General features: G+C 61.1%; 23 protein-coding genes and 2 tRNA genes. 7 read left to right on the top strand and 18 right to left on the bottom strand.

The annotated features are described in order from the left end of the window. Nucleotides 1-25 precede the first annotated feature (25 nt). Complete coding sequence (locus ACFPTO_RS18475; RefSeq protein ID WP_377713496.1) at nucleotides 26-991, bottom strand: DUF932 domain-containing protein; 966 nt, start codon at nucleotides 989-991, stop codon at nucleotides 26-28. An 82-nt stretch (nucleotides 992-1,073) separates the two neighbouring features. On the opposite strand from ACFPTO_RS18475, the gene ACFPTO_RS18470 reads away from it, so the two are divergent. The 5 genes from ACFPTO_RS18470 (at nucleotide 1,074) to ACFPTO_RS18450 (ending at nucleotide 9,105) form a co-directional block, all read left to right on the top strand. Further along, nucleotides 1,074-1,535 carry a hypothetical protein gene (locus ACFPTO_RS18470; protein ID WP_377713494.1) on the top strand — a complete coding sequence of 154 codons (462 nt, stop codon included), beginning with the start codon at nucleotides 1,074-1,076 and terminating at the stop codon, nucleotides 1,533-1,535. Nucleotides 1,536-1,673: 138 nt separating this feature from the next. Beyond that, entirely contained in the window at nucleotides 1,674-4,097 is a 2,424-nt protein-coding gene (locus ACFPTO_RS18465) for a type I restriction-modification system subunit M (RefSeq protein ID WP_377713492.1), read from the top strand. Next, complete coding sequence (locus ACFPTO_RS18460) at nucleotides 4,088-5,287, top strand: restriction endonuclease subunit S (RefSeq protein WP_377713491.1); 1,200 nt, start codon at nucleotides 4,088-4,090, stop codon at nucleotides 5,285-5,287. Before ACFPTO_RS18465 ends, ACFPTO_RS18460 begins: the two co-directional genes overlap by 10 nt. A gap of 9 nt (nucleotides 5,288-5,296) precedes the next feature. Beyond that, nucleotides 5,297-8,380, top strand: coding sequence for a type I restriction endonuclease subunit R (locus ACFPTO_RS18455; RefSeq protein WP_377713490.1), 3,084 nt, complete (start codon nucleotides 5,297-5,299; stop codon nucleotides 8,378-8,380). A gap of 35 nt (nucleotides 8,381-8,415) precedes the next feature. Next, nucleotides 8,416-9,105, top strand: a complete 690-nt coding sequence (locus ACFPTO_RS18450; protein ID WP_417629193.1) for a M48 family metallopeptidase — start codon at nucleotides 8,416-8,418, stop codon at nucleotides 9,103-9,105. A gap of 197 nt (nucleotides 9,106-9,302) precedes the next feature. Here ACFPTO_RS18450 and ACFPTO_RS18445 read toward each other — a convergent pair. From ACFPTO_RS18445 to ACFPTO_RS18375, 15 genes are all read right to left on the bottom strand, one after another. Further along, nucleotides 9,303-9,379: transfer RNA gene (locus ACFPTO_RS18445), tRNA-Pro, on the bottom strand. A gap of 70 nt (nucleotides 9,380-9,449) precedes the next feature. After that, entirely contained in the window at nucleotides 9,450-9,854 is a 405-nt protein-coding gene (locus tag ACFPTO_RS18440; protein ID WP_377713487.1) for a MerR family transcriptional regulator, read from the bottom strand. Between the two features lie 94 nt (nucleotides 9,855-9,948). After that, on the bottom strand, nucleotides 9,949-10,344 hold the full coding sequence (locus tag ACFPTO_RS18435) for an integration host factor subunit alpha (RefSeq protein ID WP_377713485.1): 396 nt from the start codon (nucleotides 10,342-10,344) through the stop codon (nucleotides 9,949-9,951). Nucleotides 10,345-10,448: 104 nt separating this feature from the next. Further along, nucleotides 10,449-12,890: a phenylalanine--tRNA ligase subunit beta gene (pheT, locus tag ACFPTO_RS18430; RefSeq protein WP_377713483.1), complete on the bottom strand. Its 2,442-nt coding sequence runs from the start codon at nucleotides 12,888-12,890 to the stop codon at nucleotides 10,449-10,451. 116 nt (nucleotides 12,891-13,006) lie between these two features. Next, entirely contained in the window at nucleotides 13,007-14,020 is a 1,014-nt protein-coding gene (pheS, locus tag ACFPTO_RS18425; RefSeq protein ID WP_377713481.1) for a phenylalanine--tRNA ligase subunit alpha, read from the bottom strand. Between the two features lie 225 nt (nucleotides 14,021-14,245). Then, nucleotides 14,246-14,605 (bottom strand): 50S ribosomal protein L20, encoded by a 360-nt coding sequence (gene rplT / locus ACFPTO_RS18420; RefSeq protein WP_007585475.1) that lies wholly within the window; start codon nucleotides 14,603-14,605, stop codon nucleotides 14,246-14,248. Nucleotides 14,606-14,635: 30 nt separating this feature from the next. Further along, nucleotides 14,636-14,833: a 50S ribosomal protein L35 gene (gene rpmI, locus ACFPTO_RS18415; protein WP_293037432.1), complete on the bottom strand. Its 198-nt coding sequence runs from the start codon at nucleotides 14,831-14,833 to the stop codon at nucleotides 14,636-14,638. 302 nt (nucleotides 14,834-15,135) lie between these two features. Then, a complete protein-coding gene (infC, locus tag ACFPTO_RS18410; protein ID WP_377713524.1) occupies nucleotides 15,136-15,657 on the bottom strand; it encodes a translation initiation factor IF-3 in 522 nt (173 codons plus the stop codon). Between the two features lie 50 nt (nucleotides 15,658-15,707). Next, on the bottom strand, nucleotides 15,708-17,615 hold the full coding sequence (thrS, locus tag ACFPTO_RS18405; protein ID WP_377713479.1) for a threonine--tRNA ligase: 1,908 nt from the start codon (nucleotides 17,613-17,615) through the stop codon (nucleotides 15,708-15,710). Between the two features lie 310 nt (nucleotides 17,616-17,925). Then, a tRNA-Val gene (locus tag ACFPTO_RS18400) sits at nucleotides 17,926-18,002 on the bottom strand. A gap of 106 nt (nucleotides 18,003-18,108) precedes the next feature. Continuing rightward, nucleotides 18,109-20,340, bottom strand: a complete 2,232-nt coding sequence (locus ACFPTO_RS18395; protein WP_377713477.1) for a RelA/SpoT family protein — start codon at nucleotides 20,338-20,340, stop codon at nucleotides 18,109-18,111. A 75-nt stretch (nucleotides 20,341-20,415) separates the two neighbouring features. Next, nucleotides 20,416-20,769 (bottom strand): RidA family protein, encoded by a 354-nt coding sequence (locus ACFPTO_RS18390; RefSeq protein WP_377713475.1) that lies wholly within the window; start codon nucleotides 20,767-20,769, stop codon nucleotides 20,416-20,418. Nucleotides 20,770-20,828: 59 nt separating this feature from the next. Continuing rightward, nucleotides 20,829-21,722, bottom strand: coding sequence for an alpha/beta fold hydrolase (locus tag ACFPTO_RS18385; RefSeq protein ID WP_377713473.1), 894 nt, complete (start codon nucleotides 21,720-21,722; stop codon nucleotides 20,829-20,831). A gap of 294 nt (nucleotides 21,723-22,016) precedes the next feature. After that, nucleotides 22,017-22,658 (bottom strand): CoA transferase subunit B, encoded by a 642-nt coding sequence (locus ACFPTO_RS18380; RefSeq protein WP_377713471.1) that lies wholly within the window; start codon nucleotides 22,656-22,658, stop codon nucleotides 22,017-22,019. Between the two features lie 12 nt (nucleotides 22,659-22,670). Beyond that, nucleotides 22,671-23,378: a CoA transferase subunit A gene (locus tag ACFPTO_RS18375; protein ID WP_296661709.1), complete on the bottom strand. Its 708-nt coding sequence runs from the start codon at nucleotides 23,376-23,378 to the stop codon at nucleotides 22,671-22,673. A gap of 235 nt (nucleotides 23,379-23,613) precedes the next feature. On the opposite strand from ACFPTO_RS18375, the gene ACFPTO_RS18370 reads away from it, so the two are divergent. After that, nucleotides 23,614-24,177: a LuxR C-terminal-related transcriptional regulator gene (locus ACFPTO_RS18370; RefSeq protein ID WP_377713469.1), complete on the top strand. Its 564-nt coding sequence runs from the start codon at nucleotides 23,614-23,616 to the stop codon at nucleotides 24,175-24,177. A gap of 70 nt (nucleotides 24,178-24,247) precedes the next feature. Here ACFPTO_RS18370 and ACFPTO_RS18365 read toward each other — a convergent pair whose 3' ends face one another. Continuing rightward, the gene (locus ACFPTO_RS18365) at nucleotides 24,248-24,688 is read right to left on the bottom strand and encodes an acyl-CoA thioesterase (protein WP_377713467.1); all 441 of its coding nucleotides are present in this window, start codon (nucleotides 24,686-24,688) and stop codon (nucleotides 24,248-24,250) included. Between the two features lie 54 nt (nucleotides 24,689-24,742). Then, nucleotides 24,743-25,522 (bottom strand): SDR family oxidoreductase, encoded by a 780-nt coding sequence (locus tag ACFPTO_RS18360; protein ID WP_377713465.1) that lies wholly within the window; start codon nucleotides 25,520-25,522, stop codon nucleotides 24,743-24,745. A gap of 175 nt (nucleotides 25,523-25,697) precedes the next feature. On the opposite strand from ACFPTO_RS18360, the gene ACFPTO_RS18355 reads away from it, so the two are divergent. Next, nucleotides 25,698-26,370, top strand: a 673-nt coding sequence (locus ACFPTO_RS18355; RefSeq protein WP_377713463.1) for an NAD(P)/FAD-dependent oxidoreductase, incomplete at its 3' end; no start/stop codon positions are given.

Raw genomic sequence — 26,370 nt, 5'->3', positions numbered from 1 at the left:
CGTGTTGACGGACAGGTTCATGGGCTCATGCGACCAGCCGCATCGCTTCGTCCCATGCACGCTGCTTGATGTCGGCTCCCGCGCCGAACCACGCGGCATCTCTGCGGTGGTCGTCACTGCGGGCGCGACGGTGGTGATCGCAATACTCGGAAACCGAATTGACAAGTCCCCACGCCGTACCGGATGCCGATGCGAGCGTAGCTCCCATGCCCTTGCCTGCGTAGAGCGCCTGCACGGCCTTGATCGCGCTGTCGTTGGTGGCGGCAACCGGCTGGCTCGCGCCGGTCTGATACGTCAGCACGCGACGGAAGAAGGCTTCGGCAGCGGTATCGTTGACTCTGCATTCGGACAGAGCTTTCATGCGCGCCATGAAGCCGTCCCAACTCGATATGGCAATGCCGAGTTGGCGCTTCACGGCCTGCGCATCGAACTGCGAACGGTGCGGCACTTTCACGGCACCGGCAGAATCGCCGAGCGCGATTTGCAGCGTGTTGTTGCACACGACGCGAACGGAGGTGAACTGCGCGGTTGTGGCGAGCGTGCCATCGCATGCGGTGGCCAGCAGCAGATAGCCGTTCACGGTGTCCTTGCCCTTGAGCGAAACCGACTGGCCGGTACGGGCAAGCGCCCAGAGTTTCTTGCCGTCCTTGAGCACGCCAGCGGTTTCCAGTTCGAACCCGCCGATTTCGGTGAGGTCGCGATAAAACTCCAAAATTGCGCGAGGCTGAACGACCTGATAACGCGACGACACCACGGACAGGGGTGCCTTGGTGTCGCTTCGATAAAGCACCTTCTGTTCGGGGAACGCATGGATCGAACCGAGGGTAGAACCGGCGTTGCCCGAGATGAAGCACACGTCGGCAGATTCGATCTGCCAGTCCATGCCGGCCTGTTTTGCCCATACTTCGATGGGCTGTTTCGGGGCGAGTTGGTTGCCTAGGCCGTGCCACGGCTGCTGGCCAACATAGGCCATCGAGTTGACGAGATGCATGACGACTCCAGGTAGTTGATATGGAGAACGAACACAAAAATGCCTGCTGCCCGTGAGGGCGGCAGGCATTGAGCGGAAAGATGTGGGCGAGAAAAAATGGGTGCTGCGAAAGTGCCGTCAATTCTCAGGACGTGCGTGGCTTGCTGAAAGTGTTGCCGCAATCCAGGCAACAAAAATTGTCCAGTACGTGTTCATCGATCTGTTCACCGACAGCGGCACCAGCGGCACAGCCCGCAGCCCCGCCTGCCAGACCGCCGAGCAGCGCGCCGCAGATGCCGCCAAACAGGGAGCCGATCGGTCCAGCGACAAGGCCAATGGCGGCTCCGGCTTCAGCGCCTCCCAATGCCGCCGCGGCAGCGCCACCAGCACCAGCGACTGTGCCGACAGCGGCACCGGCCTTGCGGGCGACGTTACGCACCGAAATACGGGAAGAATCACAGCGGGGGCAGGACAGCAAAGGGTTCATATATCAGCCTGTAGATGGGTTCAGGGCAAACGACGTTGCCCGATGCATTCCGGGTGGATGCTCGACGTTGTGATATAGCGATGAAAATATCTGGAACGCGACGAAATTGGACAGACGAAAATCCCGGCTTCCCGCCCTACAGGTATTAAAATTCCGGACAATCTCCCGGCCCACGTTGTCCGGCAGGCCGATATTGACTTTCGCTCCCCCAAACCAATGGCAATCAAGAAATCCGAGCTTTATTCGTCCCTGTGGGAATCCTGCGACCTGTTGCGCGGCGGCATGGACGCCAGCCAGTACAAGGACTACGTGCTGGTCCTGCTGTTCATCAAGTACGTCAGTGACAAATACGCCGGGCAGCGTTATGCGCCGATTACCATTCCCGAGGGAGCCAGCTTTGCGGACATGGTTGCGCTGAAAGGCAAGCCGGATATTGGCGACCAGATCAACAAGAAAATCGTCGGACCGCTGGCCGCAGCCAACAAACTGTCCGACATGCCGGACTTCAACGATACCGGCAAGCTCGGCACAGGTGCGGAGATGGTCACACGGCTGACCGACCTGATTGCCGTGTTCGAGAATCCCGATCTGGATTTTTCGAAGAACCGCTCGGACGGCGACGACATCCTCGGCGACGCCTACGAATACCTGATGCGCCACTTCGCCACCGAAAGCGGCAAGAGCAAGGGGCAGTTTTATACGCCAGCCGAAGTCAGCCGCATTCTGGCCGCCGTCATCGGTATCGGCGATTCGCCGACCGGCACCGATACCACCGTGTACGATCCGACCTGCGGCTCCGGCTCCCTGCTGCTGAAAGTGGGCGACGCCGCACGCACCGCCGTGACCCTGTACGGACAGGAAAAAGATTCAGCGACGAGCGGCCTCGCGCGCATGAACATGATCCTGCACGACAATCCCACGGCGTTGATCGGACAGGGCAACACGCTGACCGACCCGAAATTCCGGGATGGTTCGGCACTGAAAACGTTCGACTTCGTGGTAGCCAATCCGCCCTTCTCCGACAAACGCTGGAGCACGGGCCTCGATCCCCTCAACGATCCCTACGACCGTTTCGACACCTTCGGCGTGCCGCCCGCCAAGCAGGGCGACTATGCCTATCTGTTGCATATTGTCCGCAGCCTGAAATCCACGGGTAAAGGCGCGTGCATCCTGCCGCACGGCGTGCTGTTCCGTGGCAATGCGGAGAGCGAAATCCGCAGGAAACTGGTTCGCCACGGCTATATCAAGGGCATCATCGGCCTGCCTGCCAACCTGTTCTACGGCACCGGCATTCCCGCCTGCATCATCGTTATCGACAAGGAAAACGCCCAGGCACGCAAGGGAATTTTCATGATCGATGCCAGCAGCGGATTCATCAAGGACGGCTCCAAGAATCGCCTGCGCGAGCAGGACATCCACCGCATCGTGGACGTGTTCACCCGTCAGGATGAGAGCGATCCGCGCTACGCCCGCATGGTGGGACTGGCTGAGATCGAGAAGAACGAGTTCAACCTCAATCTTCCGCGCTACATCGACAGCAGCGTAGCTGAGGATATTCAGGACATTCACGGCCATCTGCAAGGTGGCATCCCTCTGGCGGATATCGAGGCGTTGGGCGACTATTGGGCGGTCTGCCCGCAACTGAAAGAGGCGCTGTTTCAGCCGCTACGCGATGGTTACGTGTCGCTGGCCGTGGACAAGAGCGTCATCAAGAACACGATCTTCCAGCACCCGCAGTTCGCGGCTTACCTTGAAGGGATGGGCGAACACTTCGGAGTCTGGCGTGCACGCGCCGTTCCCAAATTGAAGGCGCTGGACAAGGGCTTCCATCCGAAGCAGTTCATCGTCGAACTGGCCGATGATCTGCTGCACCACTATGAAGGCAAGCCTCTGGTGGATGCCTACGACGTGTACCAGCACCTGATGGACTACTGGGGCGAGACCATGCAGGACGATGCCTACCTGCTGACGTCCGATGGTTGGGTAGCGAAGACGTATCGCGTCATCGAAAAGACGAAGAAAGGCAAAGGCGAGAACGCGAAGGTCGTTGAGAAAGACAAGGGCTGGGCCTGCGATCTGGTGCCGAAGCAGTACATCGTGGCGCGCTATTTTGCTGCCGAGCAAAAGGCGCTTGACGAAACCAGTGCCGCACTGGAAGCGGCCAGCAGTGCGCTGACCGAACTGGAAGAAGAGCACAGCGGTGAGGACGGCGTGTTCAGCGGATTCGACAAGATCAATGCGGTAGCGGTGAAGGATCGCATCAAGGAGATCGGTAAGGATGCCGATGCATCCGAGGAACTGTCGGTATTGAAGCAATGGCAGTCGGGGGCCGCCAAGGAAGCGGACCTGAAGAAGGCGCTCAAGACGTTGGAAACTGAGCTGGATGCTAACGCTTACGCGCGATACCCCAAGCTTACCGTGGACGAGATCAAGTCCCTGGTAGTAGAGGATAAATGGCTACCTGCTATGTCCGCTACCGTGGCCGGTGAACTGGAGCGTGTATCGCAAACGCTCGCGAGCCGTGTTCGTGATTTGGCCTTGCGTTATGAATCGTCATTGCCTGTATTGGTGGATGAAGTCGCCGTGCTGTCTGCTCGTGTTGAGGCGCATCTGCGCAAGATGGGGGCGGCATGGAACTGAAGCCGGGGTATAAGCAGACTGAGGTCGGGGTGATTCCGGATGATTGGGATGTCCAGGAGGTTCGGGAGTTTGCGAGAGTCATTACTGGACCATTCGGTACTTTGCTGAAGGCCAGCGAATACTCTGAATACGATGGTGTCCCCCTCATATCGGTCGGAGAAATTGGTGATGGTTATTTCCGGATTAGCCAACACACTCCGAGAATTCCATCGACGGTTGCTAAGCGGCTTCCTCAGTATCTCCTTCGTGAAGGGGACATTGTTTTTGGGCGAAAAGGTGCAGTTGATCGGTCGGCGTTAGTTTCTGATGGTGAGCACGGATGGTTCTTGGGTTCGGATGGCATCAGCATTCGCCCAACATCGAATTGCTATCCTCCATATTTGGCTGTCCAATTCAGAGGCACGAACACTAGGGCGTGGTTAGTACAGAACGCCATCGGCACGACGATGGCGTCGCTGAATCAGGGTGTGCTTTGTCGTGTCAAAATACCATTTCCACGGCATCTTCCCGAACAATCCGCCATCGCCGAAGCCCTGAGCGACGTCGATGCCCTGTTGTCCTGCCTGGATAAACTCATCGCCAAGAAGCGCGACCTCAAGCAGGCTGCGATGCAGCAACTGCTCACCGGTGAGACTCGATTGCCGGGGTTTGGTGGAGAGTGGGAAGTTAGGCATCTTGGTGAAATAGCGAACGTTAAGACCGGTAACCGGAATAATGAGGACAAAGTGGACGATGGCGAGTATCCGTTTTTCGTTCGCTCCGATGACGTGGAGCGCATCAACAGTTACTCACACGACTGCGAAGCTATCCTCGTGCCCGGCGAAGGCCGAATCGGCGAAATCTTCCATTACATTAACGGTAAATTCGACGTGCATCAGCGCGTCTACGCCATAACACGTTTCGCTCCAGAGGTTTCGGGGAAGTTTGTCCATCTTTACATGAAGGCGAACTTTGGGGCTTGGGCTATGCAGAACACGGTCAAGGCAACCGTGGATTCACTGCGTTTACCAACGTTCCAGAATTTCCAGATTCGCATACCACAGACAGTAGAAGAACAAGCCGCCATTGCTGATGCGTTATCCGATATGGATGCTGAACTGGCAGCACTGGAAGCGCGGCGCGACAAGACCGCGCAGATCAAACAAGGCGTGATGCAGGAACTGCTGACTGGCAAGACGCGACTTGCATAAGAGACCACAATGACGGACGAGATCGGTAAATCAGAAAAAGCCACACAAAACCGCGTCATCAAGCTGTTCACCGGGCAGCTAGGCTACGTGCCGCTCGGCGACTGGACCGATCGCGCCAACAGCAACATCGAAGAAAATCTGCTGACAGCCTACCTGCTTGAAGCCGGTTATCGTCCCGCGCAGATCAGCCAGGCTATCTACCGCCTGAAGAGCGAAGCGAACCACCCGCAACGCGACCTGTACGCGAACAACGAGGCGGTCTATCAGCTTCTGCGCTACGGCATCCCTGTGAAGGTCGAAGGTGACAAGGTGGCCGATACGGTCTGGCTCATCAACTGGGCGCAGCCGCTTTGCAACCATTTCGCCGTTGCCGAGGAAGTCACCCTCAATGGAGGGCACGAGCGCCGCCCTGATATCGTGCTCTACGTCAACGGTATCGCCATCGGCGTGCTCGAACTGAAAAACAGCCGCGTCAGCATCGGCAACGGCATCCGGCAGAACCTCTCCAACCAGCAGCCCGAATTCAACGCATGGTTTTTCAGCACCGTGCAGTTCATCTTCGCCGGTAACGACTCGGAGGGTCTGCAATACGGCACGACCGGCACGCAGGAAAAATACTTCCTCCAGTGGAAAGAGGACGAAGCCGATAACATCGGCTACAAGCTCGACAAGTACCTGCTGAAAATGTGCGACAAGGCGCGCCTCATCGAACTGATGCACAACTTCATCCTTTTCGACGGCGGGATCAAGAAGCTGCCGCGCGTCCACCAGTATTTCGGCATCAAGTCTGCACAGGAACATGTGCGCAAGCGTCAGGGCGGCATCATCTGGCACACCCAGGGCGCGGGCAAGAGCATCCTCATGGTGCTGCTGGCGAAGTGGATTCTGGAGAACAACCCACAGGCGCGCGTCGTCGTCATCACCGACCGCGATGAACTGGACAAGCAGATCAAGCGCGTCTTCGAAGACAGCGGCGAAAAAATCCACCGCACGAGCAGCGGACGCGACCTGATGGCCCGGTTGAGCCAGCCGACCCCGCGCCTGCTGTGCTCTCTGGTACACAAGTTCGGCGCGGGCAAGGGACTGGGAGACGGCGATTTCGATGCCTTCATCAAGGAACTGGAGTCACAGCCGACCGCCACGGTGGGCGATCTCTTCGTATTTGTGGACGAGTGCCACCGCACCCAGGGCGGGCGTCTGAATCGAGTGATGAAAGCAATGATGCCATCCGCCGTGTTCATCGGCTTTACCGGCACACCGCTGCTGAAACGCGATGCCGCAACCAGTCTCGAAGTGTTCGGCGGCTACATCCACACGTACAAATTCAGCGAGGCCGTGCACGATGGCGTGGTGCTCGATCTGGTCTATGAAGCACGGGACATCGACCAGACGCTTGGCTCGCAGGACAAGATCGATACCTGGTTCGATGCAAAAACGAAGGGGCTGAACGACTGGCAGAAGAACGAACTGAAGAAACAGTGGGGCACGATGCAACAGGTGCTCAGTTTGCGCTCGCGCATGGAGCGCGTGGTTGCCGACATCATCCACGATTTCGGCACCAAGCCCCGAATCTCTGAGGGACGCGGCAATGCCATGCTCGTGGCGTCGAGCATCTACGAGGCGTGCAAGTACTTTGCCCTCTTCCAGAAAACACCGTTCAAGGGCAGGTGTGCGGTCATCACGTCCTATAACCCGCTCACGAAAGATGTGACGCTGGAAGAAACCGGCGCGAATACGGAAACCGACAAGCAGTTCATCTACAACACCTACACCGATCTGCTGACGGATGTGCAGCCGAAGGCTGGCATGTCGAAGACCGAGACCTACGAGGATCAGGCCAAGGCCCGATTCATCAGGGAGCCGGCCAACATGAAGCTGCTGATCGTCGTGAACAAGCTGCTGACTGGATTCGATGCGCCGCCCTGTACGTACCTCTACATCGACCAGACCATGCAGGATCATGGCCTGTTTCAGGCCATCTGCCGCACCAACCGGCTCGATACGGCCGACAAGGATTTCGGCTATATCGTCGATTACAAGGATCTGTTCAGAAAGGTAGAAAAAGCCCTCGCCGTGTATTCGTCCGAGCTTGACCATAGCGCGGGTGGCGTCGCACCGGAAATCCTCCTCGAAAGCCGGGTGCAGAAAGGCCGCGAGCGTCTGGATGCCGCACTGGAGGCGCTGGCGCTGCTGGTCGAGAAGGTGGAGCCGCCGAGAGACGAACTCGATTACATCCGTTATTTCTGCGGCAATACCGAAATCGCCGATGACCTGCGAATCCACGAGCCACAGCGGGTCGCCCTCTATACCGGCGTGGTTGGCCTGCTGCGTGCCTACGCCAGCATCGCCGATGAACTGGACGAAGCCGGATACGACGCGGCACAACAGGCATCGATCCGGAAACAGCTTGACCACTATGTGAAACTGCGCGAGACGATTCGCCGCGCGAGTGGCGAGACGCTCGACCTCAAGCCGTATGAAGCCGACATGCGCCACCTGATCGATACCTATATCGCCGCGAGTGAGCCGCGCAAGATTTCGGAATTCGAGAATGTGGGCCTGCTCGACCTGATCGTGAAGACCGGCATCGCGGATGCGATTGCGAAGAAACTTGGCGAAATGAAAGACCGGCAGTCGGTAGCCGAGACCATCGAGAACAACGTTCGCAGCAAGATCGTCAAGGATCATCTGACCGATCCGGCCTACTTCGCAAAAATGTCCGCGCTGCTCGATGAGATCATCAAAAAGCGCAAGGAAAAGGCCATCGACTACGAGGAATATCTGAAGCAGATGGCCGCGCTCGCAACGAAAGTGCAAAGCGGCAAGGCTGACGATACGCCTGCGACGCTGGATACGGGCGGCAAGCGAGCGCTGTTCAACAACCTGAAAATTGCCGGCAGCCGCACGCCGGAAGAGGCGCTGGCACTGGCGCTCGAAGTTGATGCGGCGGTCCGGCGAGTTCGCCCCGATGGCTGGCGTGGCGTGCTGCCGCGCGAGAACGTCATCAAGCAGGCGCTATGGGATATCCTGAAGAACGATAAGGAAGTTGAACGGATCTTCCTGATCGTCGAAGCGCAGCGGCAGGAGTATTGAGCGTGGAGTCGTCCAGCCGGATTGATCTAGGCGAGATGAGCATTGATGTCGTGAGGAAGGACATCAAGCATGTCCATCTGAGCGTGTACCCGCCGGATGGCCGTGTGCGTATTTCCGCGCCCCGGCACATGGCTTCGGACCTCATCCGTGTGTACGCCATTACCCGGCTGGACTGGATCAGACGGCAACAGCGCAAGCTGCTTGCGCAGGAGCGTGAGACGCCCCGTGAATATCTGGATCGGGAGAGCCACTATGTGTGGGGCAAGCGTTACCTGCTGCGGATCGTAGAAGCCGATGCAGCCCCGGCAGTCAACCTGAAGCATTCGACGCTCGAACTCCGCGTGCGCCCCGGCAGTGATGCTGGCCGACGCCGCGAAGTACTGGATGCGTGGTATCGGGAGCAATTGAGAAATGCCTTGCCGCCACTTCTGGAGAAATGGGAATCATTACTGGGAGTCAGGGCACGACGGCTTCTCGTGCAGCACATGAAGACGCAATGGGGAAGCTGTAACCCCTCTTCCGGCAATATTCGCCTGAATACGGATTTGGCTCGCAAACCGCCAGAATGCATCGAATACATCCTCGTGCATGAGTTGCTGCATCTGATTGAGCCGACGCACAACGCTCGGTTTCAGTCGCTGATGGACAGGTTCATGCCGCAGTGGCGGCAGATTCGGGACGAGGTGAATCGCCTGCCGGTCCGACATGAGGATTGGGTGTATTAGTTGACCACCCCAACCTAGAGATGGAACGATCACCTTCGCAACAATAACAGCGCCCTGATTGAGCAAACCAAAACGGCCCACCCCTCCCGCGAACTCGCTGCCATAGCCACAAAATACCCAGTGGGGTAAAAAGTGGGGTAAAAATCAGCAAAGAAAAAGGGCTTACAGACCAATGATCCGTAAGCCCTTGATTTTACTGGTCGGGGCGAGAGGATTTGAACCTCCGACCACCTGCACCCCATGCAGGTACGCTACCAGGCTGCGCTACGCCCCGAGAGCTGAAAAGTATAACAGAGCCTCGCCCCAATTAGAACTGTCAGCGAGAAGTTTTGACGCGTCGCACTTCAACACCCCAGCAGATCGATCACATGCAGCAATTCCTTGCGCAACTGATCGACATCGACCAATGCCATCGCGCCTTGCGCGGCAACCTGCGCTTCGCCAGCCTCAGCTTGAGCCGCCGCCTCGTCGGCCACGGCACTGTGCGCATCCAGACGGTTGCGCGCGCCATTGATCGTGAAGCCCTGCTCGTACAGCAGCTCGCGTATGCGCCTGATCAGCAGCACCTCATGATGCTGGTAATAGCGACGGTTGCCCCGCCGCTTCACGGGCTTTAACTGCGTGAACTCCTGTTCCCAGTAACGCAGCACGTGTGGCTTCACGCCGCACAGCTCGCTCACTTCGCCAATCGTGAAATAACGCTTGGCGGGAATCGGAGGCAAGACGACCTTTTCGACTGTCTGTGTCATCGCCAGGTTGCCGTCGTGGTGGTTGCGCAATATCGCGTCGCCGTTTCGCTACGCTGCCCGCCTCATGCCACCGCGGCGGGGGCGCCACTTGGGTTCAACGGCTGAAGCTCGCTTCGGCGCCGCTTTCCACCAGCGCCTTCAATTTCTGGCTCGCATGGAACGTCACGACACGGCGCGCCGCGATCGGAATCGCCTCGCCCGTCTTCGGATTGCGGCCAGGTCGTTGCGGCTTGTCGCGCAACTGAAAATTGCCGAAGCCCGACAGCTTCACGCTGTCACCGCTCTCCAGCGCGTCGCGGATCACGTCGAAGAACGCTTCGACCATGTCCTTCGCCTCACGCTTGTTGAGCCCGACGTTGTCGAACAGCAGCTCCGCCAGCTCAGCTTTGGTCAGCGTCGGCGTGTCCGTCGAGGCAGGTATATCGCGATTCATGGCGCTTCGCTGTGCCGCAAGGAGGGCTTCGAAATCACTCGAGTTCATTTCGTTCATCTATCTATGAAATGGCGCGCTTCCAGACGCAACAGCGCTGCAATCCGGAAGCCTTGTCAACGGTACGCGTGAGCCTCAGGCCTTATTCAGGCCTTATCGAGACCTTATCCACGCAGCCGGGCGCCATACACTCGAGCCAGGCGGTCCACCAGGGACTTGATGGCCGCGTCGACCGTCTCGTCCTGAAGGGTTCCGCCAGTATCTTGCAGGGTCACCCGGAAGGCAAGGCTTTTCTCGTCCGCGCCAAGCCCGGAAGTATTTGATTTTGCACGAAATTCATCGAAAAGCGCAACCCGCTGAACAATCCGGCAAACCTCATCCTGCATGCCATTCTGGAACTCGTCCAGCAACGCCTGAACCTCAATTTTCTGATCGACGACAAGCGCGATATCGCGGCGCACCGGCGGGAATTTCGAGACTTCAGACGGAGCCGGCAGTTCGCATGCCATCAGCGCATCGGCTTCGACCTCGAAGAGGATCGGTGCGTGCGGCAGGTCGTACTTCTGCATCCAGCGCGGATGCATCTCGCCAATCCAGCCCACCGCCTTGCCGTCCACTTCGATGCGCGCGCTACGGCCCGGGTGCAGCGCCGGATGCTCAGCCTTCACGAAGTGCGGCACGCGAGGCGCAAACAGCGCTTCCAGGTCGCCCTTCACGTCGAAGAAGTCGACGGCGCGCGACGGCACGCCCCACTGCTCTTCGAATGCCTGACCATAGGCGAGCGCGCCGATCATCTTCGGTTGTGCGAAGCCTTCGACGGTCATCTCGCCCGCAACAATCGACGGATCGTGCAGGAAAATGCGGCCCGCCTCGAACACGCGCACGCGCTCGGCTCGGCGGTTGAGGTTGTGGCGCAGCACATTGACGAGGCTGCCGATCAGCGTCGTGCGCATGACCGAGAGCTGGCTCGCGATCGGGTTCAGCAGACGTACGGGCTTGTCGTTGCCCGCGAAATCCTGCTCCCATTCGGCATCGACGAAGCTGAAGTTGATCGTCTCCGCATAGTCGCGCGCGGCGAGCGCGTGACGGATCGCGTGTATCGAGCGGCGCGTCTCGTTGGTTGCGCGCATCTCGCTCTTCGCGACGGGCGGATTCGCCGGGATCTTCTCGAAGCCGTAAATACGCGCGACTTCCTCGATCAGGTCTTCTTCGATTTCGATGTCGAAGCGGTACGCCGGCGGCGTCACGCTGAACGTTTCGCCCTCGTCGCCATGGCTGCGCTCGAACGCGAGACCAAGACGCGTGAAGATCTGCGCGATCTCGTCGGCGCCGATCTGCACGCCGATGATGCGGTTCGCACGCGCCACACGCATGGTCACGTGCGCGCGCTTGGGCACATTGACGGTCTGGTCGTCGATCGGGCCGGCAGCGCCGCCGCAGATATCGAGGATCAGTTGCGTGATGCGCTCGATATGCTCGACGGTCGTGGACCAATCGACGCCACGCTCGAAACGATGGCCCGCATCGGTCGAGAAGTTGTAGCGGCGCGAGCGGCCACGGATGCTGTCCGGCCACCAGAACGCCGCTTCGAGATAGATGTTCTTCGTGTCGAGCGAGACGGCCGTGCTGTCGCCGCCCATGATGCCCGCGAGACTTTCGATCTCGCGCTCGTCGGCGATCACGCCCACGGTTTCGTCGACTTCGACGGTGCTGCCGTTGAGCAGCTTGAGCGTCTCGCCCTTGCGGCCCCAGCGCACGTCCATCGAACCGTGGATCTTGTCGAGATCGAACACGTGCGACGGGCGGCCCAGTTCGAGCATCACGTAGTTCGAGATGTCGACGAGCGCCGAAATGCTGCGCTGGCCCGAGCGTTCAAGACGGTCGACCATCCATTGCGGCGTCTTCGCGTGCGCGTTCACGCCGCGAATCACGCGGCCCGAGAAGCGGCCGCACAGGTCCGGCGCCGAGATCTTCACGGGCGGCTTTTCGTCGAGCGTCACGGCGACCGTCGGGAACGCGGGCGCGAGCAGCGGCGCGCCGGTAATCGCGGACGTCTCGCGCGCGACGCCGTACACCGAAAGGCAGTCGGCCTTGTTCGGCGTGAGCTTGATTTCGAAGATGGTGTCGTCGAGGTTGAGCGTCTCGCGGATGTCCTGGCCGATCGGCGTATCCTGCGGCAGGATCAGCAGGCCGCTGTGGTCCTCGGAGAGCTTCAGTTCGCGCGCCGAGCACAGCATGCCCTGGCTTTCCACGCCGCGCAGCTTCGACAGCTTGATCGCGAACGGCTTGCCGCCTTCCTCGGCGGGCGGCAGTTCCGCGCCGACGAGCGCCACCGGCACCTTGATGCCGGGCGCAACGTTCGGCGCACCGCAGACGATGTTCAGCGTAGCGCCCGTGCCAGCATCGACCTGACACACGTTGAGCTTGTCCGCGTCCGGGTGCTTGACGACTTCGAGCACGCGCCCGACGACGATCTTCGACGTGGGCGGCGCGACCGGACGCAGGCCTTCGACTTCGAGGCCGGCCATGGTGAGCGCGTGGGCGAGTTCGTCGGTCGTGAGCTTCGGATCGACAAAGCTTCTCAGCCAGGATTCGGGGAATAGCATTTCGTTGTACGTTCCAGACAGATTGAGACCACAGCGAAGGGTTCTCGCGCACCGTTATTTCAGTGCAGCGTCCGCCTCGCAAAGCGCAGATGCGTCGCGTCCCGCGAAGGGACGCCTCAGGCGAACTGGCGCAGGAAGCGCAGATCGCCTTCGAAGAACAGGCGCAGATCCTGCACGCCGTAACGCAGCATCGTCAGGCGTTCGAGACCGCTGCCGAACGCGAAGCCGATATAGCGCTCCGGGTCGAGGCCCATGTTGCGGATCACGGTCGGATGCACCTGGCCCGAGCCCGAGATCTCGAGCCACTTGCCGGCGTTCTTGCCTTGCTCGAACATCATGTCGATTTCGGCCGACGGCTCCGTGAACGGGAAGTACGAAGGACGGAAGCGCACCTTGATATCGTCGCGCTCGAAGAACTTCTTGAGGAAATCCGTGTAGACGCCCTTCAGATCCGCGAAGCTGATGTTCTCCTCGATCCACAGGCCTTCGACCTGGTTGAACATCGGCGAGTGGGTCGCGTCGCTGTCGACGCGATAGGTGCGGCCCGGCACGATCACCTTGATCGGCGGCGTATGCGTGCGCGCATAGCGCACCTGCATCGGGCTCGTATGCGTGCGCAGCACGAGCGGCAGGCCTTTGGCGTCCTTGCCGTCGATGTAGAACGTGTCCTGCATCGAGCGCGCCGGATGGTTCTCAGGGCTGTTGAGCGACGTGAAGTTGTACCAGTCGGTCTCGATTTCCGGACCGTCGGCGACGTCGAAGCCGATCGAGCCGAAAATCTGCTCGACACGCTCCCACGTGCGCATCACCGGATGCAGACTGCCCTTGCCTTGCCCGCGGCCCGGCAGGGTCACGTCGATCGCCTCGGCGGCGAGGCGCTGGTTCAGGAGCGCATCGGCAAGCGCCTGGCGGCGCGCGTTCAGCGCGGCCTCGACCTGCTGCTTCACGGCGTTGATGCGCGCGCCTTCGGTCTTGCGCGTCTCGGGATCGAGCTTGCCCAAGCCCTTCAGCAGCTCGGTGAGCGAACCCGACTTGCCGAGAAAACGGGCTTTCTCGTTTTCGAGCGTGTTGACGTCAGGGGCGGAAGTGAAGGCGCTTTGCGCGTCGGCGACAATCTGGTCCAGATCCATTGATCCCATCTTTTCAGCGTCAGTGTTTGAGTCTTGAGCGATGCCGCTGCGCGCTACGATGTGCGAGCGGCACGGCATGATGCGGTGCAAAAAGCGGCGCAAGAAGCGTATTTACCAACAAAAACGGGGCTCGGTGAGGAGCCCCGTTTTTGTTGCAGCGAATGCGTCACCCCGCGAAACGGCCGGAGTATTCGCTGCAACGAACCTGCGCAATACCTGGTGCTATCAGGCAGCGACGGCGGCTTTCACCTGCTTGACGATCGCAGCAAATGCAGCCTTGTCGAACACCGCCATATCGGCCAGAACCTTGCGGTCGAGTTCGATCGACGCCTTCTTCAGGCCGTTGATGAACACGCTGTAGGTCATGTCGTGCTGACGCACCGCCGCGTTGATACGCGTGATCCACAGTGCGCGGAACACACGCTTCTTGTTGCGGCGATCGCGGTAGGCGTACTGGCCTGCGCGCATGACCGCCTGCTTGGCGATGCGATAGACGTTATTGCGACGGCCGCGGTAACCCTTGGCCAGCTTGATGATCTTCTTGTGACGGGCCCGTGCGGTAACCCCACGTTTGACTCGAGGCATGTTTAGCTCCTGTGAGTTGTCGGTTGAGGATTACGCGAACGGCATCATTGCGCGGACGGAGTTCAGATCTGCATCATGAACGGCCGTTGCACCACGCAGGTGACGCTTGTTCTTGGTGGTCTTCTTGGTCAGGATGTGACGCTTGAAGGCTTGACCGCGCTTGACGGTACCACCCGGACGCACCACGAAGCGCTTTGCAGCGCTCTTCTTGGTCTTCATCTTGGGCATGACGAATACTCCATTATTTGATGGACATGGGTGTGCGGCTGGCTCTCGCGCGCGATGCGCTTTGCCCTCTGACCGCCCTTCGAAACCCACTCCACTTGTTTTGGCAGCTGGCTGATCTTGCTAACCGCCGCTTTCAGGAAAAACGCCCGTTTACCGCACTGAACGTGCGGCGCGCGGGCGCCGATCCGGAACCTGCTTCGCGCCCCGGCATCGAACACCGCCGCGGCGTACTACTCAAAACTTTGCAAAACTTCGCACCCGCCGCGCCGCCAGTGCGGCGCCACGCGTGCTCATTTCTGTACTTACTTCTTTTTCTTCGGAGCGAGCACCATGATCATCTGACGCCCTTCCATCTTCGGCATCTGCTCGACCTGGCCCACCTCGTCGAGGTCAAGGCGCAGACGTTCGAGCATGCGCATGCCGATTTCCTGGTGGGCCATTTCGCGGCCCCGGAAACGCAACGTGATCTTCGTCTTGTCACCTTCTTCGAGGAAGCGGGTGAGATTGCGCAGCTTCACGTTGTAATCGCCGTCGTCGGTACCCGGGCGGAATTTGACTTCCTTGACCTGGATGACCTTCTGCTTGAGCTTGGCCTCGTGCAGCTTCTTCGCCTCCTGGTACTTGAATTTGCCGTAGTCCATCAAACGGCAAACCGGAGGCACTGCCTGCGGCGCAATTTCAACCAGATCGACGTCCTGTTGTTCCGACATCCGGAACGCATCAGCGAGCTTTACGATGCCGAGCGGCTCATTGTCGATTCCGACGAGACGCACCTCGGGCGCAGAAATTTCGCCGTTGATGCGATGCGACTTATCAGTAGCGATGTTACGTTTCCTCTAAAAATTAAAAAAACGAGCCGCGCTGCCGGAGTGGCTCACCGGAACGTCTGCACGTCCTCGCGCAGGCGCTCGGCGAAGGCATCGACGGGCATGACACCCAGATCGACACCGCCACGGGCACGCACGGCTACCGTCTGTGCTTCACGCTCCTTGTCGCCGACGACAAGCAGGTACGGGACCTTCTCAAGCGTGTGCTCGCGTATTTTATAGCTAATTTTCTCGTTGCGCAAATCAGCCTGCACTCTAACCCCTTGTTTTTGCAACGATTGAGTCAGATTGGCGGCATAATCCGCCTGATTTCCCGCGATATTCATCACCACAACCTGAACTGGTGCAAGCCACGACGGCATTGCACCAGCATGGTGCTCGATCAGAATGCCGAGAAAACGCTCCATCGAGCCGAGGATCGCCCGGTGCAGCATGATCGGTCGGCGGCGGCTGTTGTCCTCCGCCACGTACTCGGCGCCAAGGCGCTCCGGCAGCACCATGTCGAGCTGCAACGTGCCGCATTGCCACGACCGGCCAAGCGCGTCCTTGATGTGGTACTCGACCTTCGGACCGTAGAACGCACCCTCGCCCGCCAGCTCTTCCCACTTCAGGCCGCAGGCCGTCAGTGCGTCGCGCAGCCCCTGCTCGGCACGGTCCCACGTTTCATCCGACCCCGCACGCGAATCCGGGCGCAGCGACAGCTTGATGTCGATATGATCGAACCCGAAATCCTTGTAGATGCTCATCGCGAGCGTGTTGAAGGCGATGGATTCGCTGATGATCTGATCTTCCGTACAGAAGATGTGCGCGTCGTCCTGGACGAAGCCGCGCACGCGCATCAAGCCGTGCAGCGCGCCCGATGCCTCGTTGCGGTGGCACGAGCCGAATTCGGCGTAGCGCAGCGGCAGATCGCGGTACGAGCGCAAGCCGTGATTGAACACCTGGACGTGGCCCGGGCAGTTCATCGGCTTGATCGCGTAGTCGCGCTTTTCCGATTCCGTCGTGAACATGTTTTCACGATAGTTCTGCCAGTGGCCCGACGCTTCCCACAGCGAGCGGTCCATGATCATCGGCGTCTTGATCTCGTCGTAGCCGGCAACGCGCAGGCGGCCGCGCATGTACTGCTCGACCTGCTGCCAGAGCGTCCAGCCGCGCGGATGCCAGAACACCATGCCCGGCGACTCGTCCTGCATGTGGAACAGGTCGAGCTGCTTGCCGAGCTTGCGATGGTCGCGCTTCTCGGCCTCTTCGAGCATGTGCAGGTAGGCATCCTGCTCTTCCTTCTTCGCCCAGGCCGTGCCGTAAATGCGCTGCAGCTGCTCGTTCTTCGAGTCGCCGCGCCAGTAGGCGCCCGCAACCTTCATGAGCTTGAAGACCTTCAGCTTGCCCGTGGACGGCACGTGCGGGCCGCGGCAAAGGTCTGTGAAACCGCCGTGCGAGTACAGCTTGATGTCTTCGGCGCCCGGAATCGAGTCGATGATCTCGGCCTTGTACTTCTCGCCGATGCTCAAGAAGTAATCGACCGCTTCGCCGCGCGAGACGACGCGGCGCGACACCGGCTCGTCCTTCTTCGCGATTTCCTGCATGCGCTTTTCGATCTTGTCGAGATCTTCGGGCGTGAAGGGACGGTTGTAGGCGAAGTCGTAGTAAAAGCCGCTGTCGATGACCGGTCCGATCGTGACCTGCGCTTCCGGGTACAGATCCTTGACCGCGTAGGCGAGCAGGTGCGCCGTCGAGTGACGGATGATGTCGAGGCCGTCTGCGTCCTTGTCGGTGACGATGGCAAGCGATGCGTCACGATCGATCAGCGTTGACGTATCGACCAGTTCGCCGTCGAGCTTGCCGCCGAGCGCCGCCTTGGCGAGACCCGGGCCAATCGAGGCCGCCACTTCGGCGACCGTCACGGGATGATCGTACTGTCGAACTGAACCGTCGGGCAGACGTATCGCAACCATTGCATTCTCCAAAATGGGACGGCCCGAGTTGAGCCAGTCGCACGCCGTAAAAGAGGCCCGCAGAGACCCGCACACGATCTCGCGGCCAAAAAAAATGCGGCCCCGCTTTCGAGGGGCCGCATTCACTTTTTCAATCCAGACAGCAGGGCGAAAGAGGTCCTCGACTAGCGTCGCTCCGAAGTAGTTTCGGTGAACGTTCGCGGTGTCATAACCGTATTCGCCTTGCCGTATTCGGCTTGTGGCGCTGAGTGTTTCCACTGCAGCTTTTACTGCACTTGAAGCCTCGGCAATGCCGCTGCTCCGATTTCGTTGGTAGGCTCGATTGGACTCGAACCAACGACCCCCACCATGTCAAGGTGGTGCTCTAACCAGCTGAGCTACGAGCCTAAAGAAGTGAAATTATAAGAAGTGCGTGCAGACTTGGCAAGCGGTTTTTGCGACGCGGGAACAACGCTGAGTGAGCGCGCCTCCGATCACCGCTTGTTACCGCTCGTCACCCCTTGCGCGCCGCGCTCACTACGCCGCTCACCTCGCCGAGCAGCAAGCAGGCCCGCAGGATCTGTGCGGAGTTCGACACCTCGACCGTAAACATCATGTACGCCGCATTGCGCCGCGACTGCGTTTTCACGCCGATCACGTTCATTTTTTCGCGTGCGAACACTTCCGAAATGTCGCGCAGCAGTCCCTGGCGGTCGCTGGCCTCGATCGAGATATCCACCGGATAGACCGACTTGCCGCGTCCGCCCATCACGTCTGCGGACCATGTGGTCTGCAGCACGCGCTCTGGCGAGCGGTGCGCCATGCGCAGGAACGTCGGGCAATCGCTGCGATGAATCGACATGCCCTTGCCGCGCGTGACGAACCCGCAGATGTCATCGGGCGGCGCCGGGCGGCAGCAGCGCGCAAGCTGCGTGAGAAGCGCGTCGACGCCAACCACGAGCACGCCCGACGACGCCCCATGCGCCACGTTCGTTCCACTCGCGCGCTTCGTGAGCTGCTCGGGCGTTTCCACTTGCGGCTCGGCGGCGGGTGCATCGTGCAACGCCTGCTCGACAGTGCGCAGACTGAACTCTTCCTTGCCGACCACAGCGAACAGTTCGTCGGGCGTCTTGAAGCCGAGCCGCATCGCAAGCTGATCGAGACTGACCGATGTGCGGCCCTCGCGCTGCAGGGTCTTTTCGACCATCGCCCGGCCGTTTGCGATGTTCTCCTGCGCATCGATGGCGTTGAACCACGCACGCACTTTTTGCCGTGCGCGCGTGCTCTGCAGATAGCCAAGCTGCAGATTGAGCCAGTCGCGCGACGGGCCACCCTCCTTCACCGTGACGACCTCGACGGTCTGCCCATTACGCAGCGCCGTGTTGAGCGGCACCATCGCACCGTCCACGCGCGCGCCGCGGCAGCGATGGCCAAGCTCGCTGTGCAGGTGGTACGCGAAATCGAGGGGCGTCGCGCCGAGCGGCAGCGCGATCACGCGCGCCTGCGGCGTCAAGACGTAGATATGGTCGTCGTCGAGCGTGGTCTGGCGCAGTTGCTCCCAGGGCTGACGACCGTCCGCCACATCGTCCTTCCATGCGAGCAACTGGCGCAGCCACGCGATCTTCTCGTCATAGCTTCCGCTGGCGCTGAACTGCCCGCCGTAGCCGCGCGCACCGGCTTCCTTGTAGCGCCAGTGCGCGGCCACGCCGTACTCGGCGAACCGGTGCATCTCCTGCGTACGGATCTGCACTTCGAACGCGCGTCCGTCGTCGCCGATCACGACCGTATGCAGCGAGCGGTAACCGTTGGGCTTGGGGCGCGAAATGTAGTCGTCGAATTCCTTCGGCACCGGTTGCCAGAGGTTGTGCACGATGCCGAGCACCGTGTAGCAATCCTTGATATCCGGCACGATGACGCGGAATGCGCGCACATCGTAAAGCTCCGCGAAATCGAGGTCCTTGCCCCGCATCTTCTTCCAGATGCTGTAGATATGCTTGGGCCGTCCGCTCACCTCGGCATGGATCTGCGCCGCCGCGATTTCGCGCTTTAACCGCGCAATCGCTTCGGAGACATAGGACTCGCGCTCGACGCGCTTTTCGTCGAGCAGCTTCGCGATGCGCTTGTAGGTGGCAGGCTCCTCGAAGCGAAACGCGAGGTCTTCGAGTTCCCACTTGAGTTGCCAGATACCGAGCCGGTTTGCGAGCGGCGCGTAGATTTCGAGCGTCTCGCTCGATACTGCCGGCGCGGGCGTGATCTTGGCCGCCGCGTAGTAGCGCAGCGACTGCACCCGCGACGCGAGCCGGATCAGCACAACGCGAATATCCTGCGCGAACGCGAGCAGCATCTTGCGCAGCGATTCGACCTGCGCGCGGCGCTCGGACTGCGTGTCGTGCCCGGCGCCGGTCGCAGCGACCTGTGCCGCGCGCAAGCTCACGGTGCCGAGACGCAGCAGCTTGCGCACGTCGAAGACGAGCTTCGTCACTTCCGGTCCGAAGCGCGCTTCGAGCATCGTTTCGGGGTCGTCCAGATGCGGCGCGATATTGAAGAGTGCCGCAGCAAGCACCGCTGGCGGGTCGAGGTTCAGCGCGCCTACGAGCGTTACCGTGCCCTGCGCGTGCTCGATCAACAGCTCGCCCGTCGACAGGCGCGCGTCGCCCGCGTGTTCGCGCACGAACGCAAGCGCGTCGTCGATGGACGGCAGCACAGCCGCAACGGCATGCTCGGATGGAAGGCTATCGCTACTCATGAGACGGTGCCCGCCGGCACGCCGGACGGGATGCAACAGGAAAGAACGAACAACTGTAGAGGGCGGCGCGGATGCTCAGTTGCGCTGCGCCGCCACCACGACGATTTCGACGAGACATTCCGGATTTGCGAGCTTCGCCTCGACGGTCGCGCGCGGCGGCGTTGCGCCCTGCTCGACCCACGTATCCCACACGGCATTCATGCCGGGAAAATCCTTCATGTCCGCGATATAGATCTGCACGGAAAGCAGCAGCGATTTGTCGCTGTTCGCTTCGGCAAGCAGGCGGTCGATATGGCCGAGGACTTCTCGCGTCTGACCGGTGATGTCCTGCTTCGAGTCTTCCGCGATCTGGCCGGCGAGATAGACCGTGCCATTGTGAACGGCCATTTCCGAAAGACGCGGACCGACGTGGTGACGAATGACTGCCATAAATAATCCTGTAGAGGTTGACTGCAGGTGACTCTGAGGCCGTTTCGGCCAATTTCACATTATGACGCCTCGGCGTGCGACGCGCAGAGGAAGCGCTGTGCCACTGTGATCTGCCCGGCGTCCAAAAATGCCGGTGCATGGCCCACGCCCGGGATTTCGACGCTCGACACGTCATGTCCGGCTGCGACCATTTTCGCCACCGTCTCACGCGACAGCAGGTCCGAGTGTTCGCCACGCACAACGAGCACCGGCCCCTTGAATGCCGCCAGGGAACGCCACATGAACTGCTCGCCCTGTGCGCTCAGTTCGGGCGTAATGCTCTTGAACGGCTCGCCGATGCGCGGGTCGTAGCGCATGCGCCACTCGCCATCCGCTTCATGCAGCAGCGGCGTGTTGATCTCGCGCCAGTCGTCCGCCGTGAGCGGTCCGAACGAGGCAGCGAGTTGCGCCGCGCGATCGATGCCCGCCTGCAGCGAAGGAAATCGCTCGTCGCGCCCGACGTAGTCGCCGATGCGCGCAAGCGCCGCAGGCTCGATATGCGGCCCCACGTCGTTCAGCACCATGCGGCCAATCGGCGCGTCGGGCAAGCCCGCGAGCGCCATGCCGATCAAGCCGCCCATCGACGTGCCGAACCAGTCCACACTCTCGACGCCCGTGCGCGCGATCAGCGTGACCATATCGGCCACGTACTGCGCGACGCCGTAGCCGCGCGGATCGACGAGCCACGACGACAACCCGCGCCCCACCACATCGGGGCAAACGACCCGGTACGTATCCGACAACGCGGCGGCGAGCCGGTCGAAGTCACGGCTCGACCGCGTGAGTCCGTGCACGCATACGAGCACGCGCGGATTGGCTGCGTCACCCCACTCCGTGTACGCGATGCGATGCAGGCCCGAGGGGCTCAGACACTGAACATGGTGTTGTCGCGGCAAAGCGGACGCCTGGCTCATCAATGACTCCTCGTTGAAGGCTGTGGGCCGATTGTAAACGGCTTTGCGCCGCACGAGAGCCACACGCCGGGTGCCGGCAGGGTCTTGCCGGAGCCTGCCGGCACCCGGTTGCCCCGCGCGGCAAGGCGGCGCACGCACGCGACCTGGCCAACCGGCCTATGCCGTTCGGCCGACGTTTCACGCGCGCTCCGAGGCGCGAGAATGGACACGTCCAAAAACGAAACGGGCGAGACCGAAGTCCCGCCCGCCCCGATCTTGTTCGAGCCGTCCGCGTATATACCGCAGCTACCGCTATCAGCTCATGGCGCTCATGTCGAGCGGCGCGCCCGTCTTCGCCTTGATTTCCTCGGCGGTCACACCCGGCGCCAGCTCGGTCACCACGAGGCCCGCGTCGGTCACCTCGATCACGCCGAGATCGGTGATGATGACGTTCACGACGCCCACACCCGTCAGCGGCAGCGTGCAGCTTTCGAGAATCTTGTGCTGATCGCCCTTCGCGACGTGCTCCATGAGCACGACCACGCGCTTGACGCCCGCTACGAGGTCCATCGCGCCGCCCATGCCCTTGATCATCTTGCCCGGGATCATCCAGTTCGCGAGGTCGCCCTTTGCGCTCACCTGCATCGCGCCGAGGATCGCAAGATTGATGTGCCCGCCGCGAATCATCGCAAACGAGTCGGCCGACGAGAAGATCGACGAGCCCGGCAGCGTTGTCACGGTCTGCTTGCCGGCGTTGATCATGTCCGCGTCGACCTCGTCGTCGGTCGGGAACGGACCGATGCCGAGCAGGCCGTTTTCCGACTGCAGCCAGACTTCCATGCCTTCGGGCACATGATTGGCCACGAGCGTCGGCAAGCCGATGCCGAGGTTCACGTAGAAGCCGTCCTGCAGTTCCTGCGCCGCGCGTGCGGCCATTTCGTCACGATTCCATGCCATGATCGGTCTCCCTTAGGCGCGTGCCGCGGCGCGCACGGTGCGTTGTTCTATACGCTTTTCCGGGTGCGCATTGAGCACGATGCGCTGCACGAAGATACCCGGCGTATGGATCGCATCCGGATCGAGTTCGCCGTTCTCGACGATCTCTTCGACCTCCACGACCGTGATCTTGCCCGCCATCGCACACATCGGATTGAAGTTGCGCGCCGTACGGCGGTAAACGAGGTTGCCCGACTTGTCGGCCTTCCACGCCTTCACGAGCGCCACGTCGGCCGTCAGCGAGTGCTCGAGCACGTAGTGCCGGTCGCCGAACTGGCGCGTTTCCTTGCCCTCGGCAATCAGCGTGCCATAGCCCGTGTTCGTAAAGAACGCCGGAATGCCCGCGCCACCCGCGCGCAGCTTCTCGGCCAGCGTGCCCTGCGGCGTGAATTCAAGCTCAAGCTCACCCGCGAGATACTGGCGCTCGAACTCCTTGTTCTCGCCCACGTACGACGAGATCATTTTCTTGATCTGGCGCGTCTCCAGCAGCAGGCCCAGACCGAAGCCGTCCACGCCCGCATTGTTGCTGATGCAGGTAATGCCCTTCACGCCGGTGTCGCGCAGCGCACCGATCAGCGCCTCGGGAATGCCGCACAACCCGAAACCGCCGACCGCGAATGTCTGGCCGTCCTTGACGATGCCTTCGAGCGCGGCAGCCGCGCCTGGGTAGACCTTGTTCATCAGTGTGTCCTTTCCTCGAATGGAAATCCGGATACCGGTTCGTTCCGGCCTTGCGCGGGGACGTCGAGACCGTCCCGGGAAGGCTTCATTCTAGCCATGCACGCGTGCCGATGCAGTCGGGCATGCCGCCCCGGCCGTTCGGCCAATCTGCCTTCCGGTGGGTGCAAAGCGTACGCTGGCGGCATGTTGCGGCACAATACGCAAAACTACATAAAGCAATACCCGCATCTCCGCCATGCACGACACGCCCGCCCGCTCCGCACTCGACTATCAGACCGCCTTTCACCTGGCGCCGATTGGCCTCGTGCTATCGCGCGAACGCATCATCGAAGACTGCAACGACCAGGTCGCCGCCATTTTCCGCTGCACGCGCGAGGCGCTGATCGGCCAGTCCTTTCAGGTGCTGTATCCATCGGAGGACGAATTCGAGCGCATCGGCACGCGCATTCCACCGATCATGAGCGCGCTCGGCAGCTACGCCGACGATCGCATTATGAAACGTGCCAGCGGCGAACTCTTCTGGTGTCACGTGACCGGCCGCTCGCTCGATCGGGCGGCGCCTCATGCAGCGGGCGTCTGGACTTTCGAGGATCTGAGCGCGACGCGGCGCGTCGCTGTCGAACTGACGCCGCGCGAGCGCGAAATCGCCGCGCAACTGGTCACCGGCAAGACCAGCAAGCAGATCGGCCGGATTCTCGACATCAGCTCGCGCACCGTGGACGTCTACCGCGCGCGGCTGATGCGCAAGTACGACACCGGCAACGCAACCGAACTGCTGCAGCGGCTGCTCGGGCAATAACGCGGACGCGGCCCGGAGCGGCAACAGCAGGGGTAACCGCAACCGCAGCGCAAAGCGCGCCGCGGCCCGCTCAGCCGGGCCGGCTCGCCTTGACGAGCGGAGCATGCTCGATCGTCGCACGAAGCGTATCGGGAATCGGCACGGACCTGCCCGCCGCGTAGTCGATCCACACGCAACGGGCGTTGCCGCGCGCGTAGACCGTTTCAGGGTCGTCGGCGCGGTGCAGTTCGAACCCGGTATCGAAGCTGCTGCGGCCCGGTTGGCCAACGGTCATCGTGCACAGAACATCGCCCGGATAGTGCAGTTGCCGCAGAAATTCCATCGAGGCGTTGACGATCACCGGCCCCTGTCCTTGCGCATTGCTGCCCGCCACGCCCAACTGCTCGAACCAGGAAATCCGCACCTGCTCCATGTAGCGGAAATAGACCGTGTTGTTCACGTGGCCGAAGGCATCCATGTCGCCCCAGCGGATCGGCATGGTCATTTCAAAAACGGGGTGGTAATCAGTCATTGCACTTCTTTTTGCGTTGATACGAGGCGCCGCGCGGCGGCCCTGGCCCGCCGCTCAGGCGAGCCCGAAGCCGTCGTCGGCCGTGATGATCGCGCCGTTCATGAAGGAGGACTCGTCGGCGGCCAGCAACAGCAGCAGGCCGTCGAGGTCTTCGGGTGTGCCGACGCGATGACGCGGCAGCATCGAGATGAGCTTCTGGCCCTGCTCGGTCGCCCAGTGGTGGTGGTTGATTTCGGTGTCGATATAGCCCGGGCAGATCGCGTTCACGTTGATCCCGTAGCGGCCCCATTCGAGGGCCATCGCCTTCGTCATGTGCACGACAGCGGCCTTGCTGATCGCGTACAGGCCGATCTGCGGCAGCACGCGCAGCCCGGCTACCGAAGCGATGTTGATGATGCGGTACGCCGGCTTCGGGCCGCCGCCGTTGCCGCGCATGATCATGCGCCGCGCGACCTCCTGCGCGACGAAAAAGGCGCCGCGGGTGTTCGTGTCGAACACGTATTCGAAATCGGCGGGCGTCACGTCCGCCAGCTTCTGCGTGGTCGAGACGCCGGAATTGTTGACCAGGATGTCGATGGTGCCCGCCTCGGTTTCGGCATGCGCCACCGCCGAGCGGATGCTCTGGTAGTCCGTCACGTCGAGCGAAACGACGTGCGCAGCCCCGCCTTCGGCCTCGATCTCGGCGCGCAGCTCCTTGAGCCGCTCGACGCGCCGGCTCGCCAGCACGACCTTCGCGCCAGCCTGCGAGAGCACGCGGGCAAAGCGCTTGCCAAGCCCGCTCGACGCCCCGGTGATCATCGCGACCTTACCTTCCAGATTGATCGAGCGGCCCATTTGTGGTCCCTGTTCAAATAAGAAGTAACACCAGAACCCACGTCAATAGATGAACGACGATTCTGGCATAGAATAGAACGATCGTGCCAAAAATGATTTGTCCGGTTGCAGCCCGGGGAACGTTACCCGACAATACGAACCCGAAAAAAGCATTCTAATGGCAAGAGGAGCTTTGATGACCCCTGCAAGTCTTTTGGAGCAATACGGCCCACGCGAGTCGATGGAATACGACGTGGTGATCGTAGGCGGCGGTCCGGCTGGCCTGTCTGCGGCGATCCGCCTGAAGCAACTGGCGCAGGAAAAAGGCGTCGAGATCGGCGTGTGCGTCCTGGAAAAAGGCTCGGAAATCGGGGCGCATATCCTCTCGGGCGCGGTCATGGACCCGCGCGCGCTCACCGAACTGATCCCCGACTGGAAGGATCAGGGCGCGCCGGTGACCGTCGAGGTCACGGAAGACCGCTTCCTGTTTCTCTCGGAAACCGGCGCGAAAGCGGTGCCCAACTGGGCATTGCCGGACAACTTCAAGAACCACGGCAACTATGTCATCAGCCTCGCGAACGTCACGCGCTGGCTTGGGACAATGGCCGAGGCGCTCGGCGTGGAAATCTTCCCGGGCTTTCCGGCTGCCGAAATTCTTTACGGCGACGACGGCTCGGTGAAGGGCGTCGCCACCGGCAACATGGGCATCGGCAAGGATGGCGAGCCGACCGGGAGCTTCCAGCTCGGCATGGAGCTGCACGCGAAGTACACGCTCTTTTGCGAGGGCGCGCGCGGGCATCTGGCCCGGCAGCTCACCGAGAAGCTCAAGCTCGGCGAGAACGCGGATCCGCAGGTCTACGGCATCGGCA

The organism is Paraburkholderia denitrificans (genome assembly GCF_042655705.1).
GTDB classification, from domain to species: Bacteria; Pseudomonadota; Gammaproteobacteria; order Burkholderiales; family Burkholderiaceae; genus Paraburkholderia; species Paraburkholderia denitrificans.
This window is presented reverse-complemented; position numbering and strand designations above follow the sequence as displayed.

Bases quoted from the DNA above. Each gene is read 5' to 3' on its own strand.
- ACFPTO_RS18475 (WP_377713496.1), bottom strand. From the start codon at position 991: ATGCATCTCGTCAACTCGATGGCCTATGTTGGCCAGCAGCCGTGGCAC.
- ACFPTO_RS18465 (WP_377713492.1), top strand. From the start codon at position 1,674: ATGGCAATCAAGAAATCCGAGCTTTATTCGTCCCTGTGGGAATCCTGC.
- ACFPTO_RS18460 (WP_377713491.1), top strand. From the start codon at position 4,088: ATGGAACTGAAGCCGGGGTATAAGCAGACTGAGGTCGGGGTGATTCCG.
- ACFPTO_RS18455 (WP_377713490.1), top strand. From the start codon at position 5,297: ATGACGGACGAGATCGGTAAATCAGAAAAAGCCACACAAAACCGCGTC.
- ACFPTO_RS18450 (WP_417629193.1), top strand. From the start codon at position 8,416: ATGAGCATTGATGTCGTGAGGAAGGACATCAAGCATGTCCATCTGAGC.
- ACFPTO_RS18440 (WP_377713487.1), bottom strand. From the start codon at position 9,854: ATGACACAGACAGTCGAAAAGGTCGTCTTGCCTCCGATTCCCGCCAAG.
- ACFPTO_RS18435 (WP_377713485.1), bottom strand. From the start codon at position 10,344: ATGAACGAAATGAACTCGAGTGATTTCGAAGCCCTCCTTGCGGCACAG.
- pheT (WP_377713483.1), bottom strand. From the start codon at position 12,890: ATGCTATTCCCCGAATCCTGGCTGAGAAGCTTTGTCGATCCGAAGCTC.
- pheS (WP_377713481.1), bottom strand. From the start codon at position 14,020: ATGGATCTGGACCAGATTGTCGCCGACGCGCAAAGCGCCTTCACTTCC.
- rplT (WP_007585475.1), bottom strand. From the start codon at position 14,605: ATGCCTCGAGTCAAACGTGGGGTTACCGCACGGGCCCGTCACAAGAAG.
- rpmI (WP_293037432.1), bottom strand. From the start codon at position 14,833: ATGCCCAAGATGAAGACCAAGAAGAGCGCTGCAAAGCGCTTCGTGGTG.
- thrS (WP_377713479.1), bottom strand. From the start codon at position 17,615: ATGGTTGCGATACGTCTGCCCGACGGTTCAGTTCGACAGTACGATCAT.
- ACFPTO_RS18395 (WP_377713477.1), bottom strand. From the start codon at position 20,340: ATGAGTAGCGATAGCCTTCCATCCGAGCATGCCGTTGCGGCTGTGCTG.
- ACFPTO_RS18390 (WP_377713475.1), bottom strand. From the start codon at position 20,769: ATGGCAGTCATTCGTCACCACGTCGGTCCGCGTCTTTCGGAAATGGCC.
- ACFPTO_RS18385 (WP_377713473.1), bottom strand. From the start codon at position 21,722: ATGAGCCAGGCGTCCGCTTTGCCGCGACAACACCATGTTCAGTGTCTG.
- ACFPTO_RS18380 (WP_377713471.1), bottom strand. From the start codon at position 22,658: ATGGCATGGAATCGTGACGAAATGGCCGCACGCGCGGCGCAGGAACTG.
- ACFPTO_RS18375 (WP_296661709.1), bottom strand. From the start codon at position 23,378: ATGAACAAGGTCTACCCAGGCGCGGCTGCCGCGCTCGAAGGCATCGTC.
- ACFPTO_RS18370 (WP_377713469.1), top strand. From the start codon at position 23,614: ATGCACGACACGCCCGCCCGCTCCGCACTCGACTATCAGACCGCCTTT.
- ACFPTO_RS18365 (WP_377713467.1), bottom strand. From the start codon at position 24,688: ATGACTGATTACCACCCCGTTTTTGAAATGACCATGCCGATCCGCTGG.
- ACFPTO_RS18360 (WP_377713465.1), bottom strand. From the start codon at position 25,522: ATGGGCCGCTCGATCAATCTGGAAGGTAAGGTCGCGATGATCACCGGG.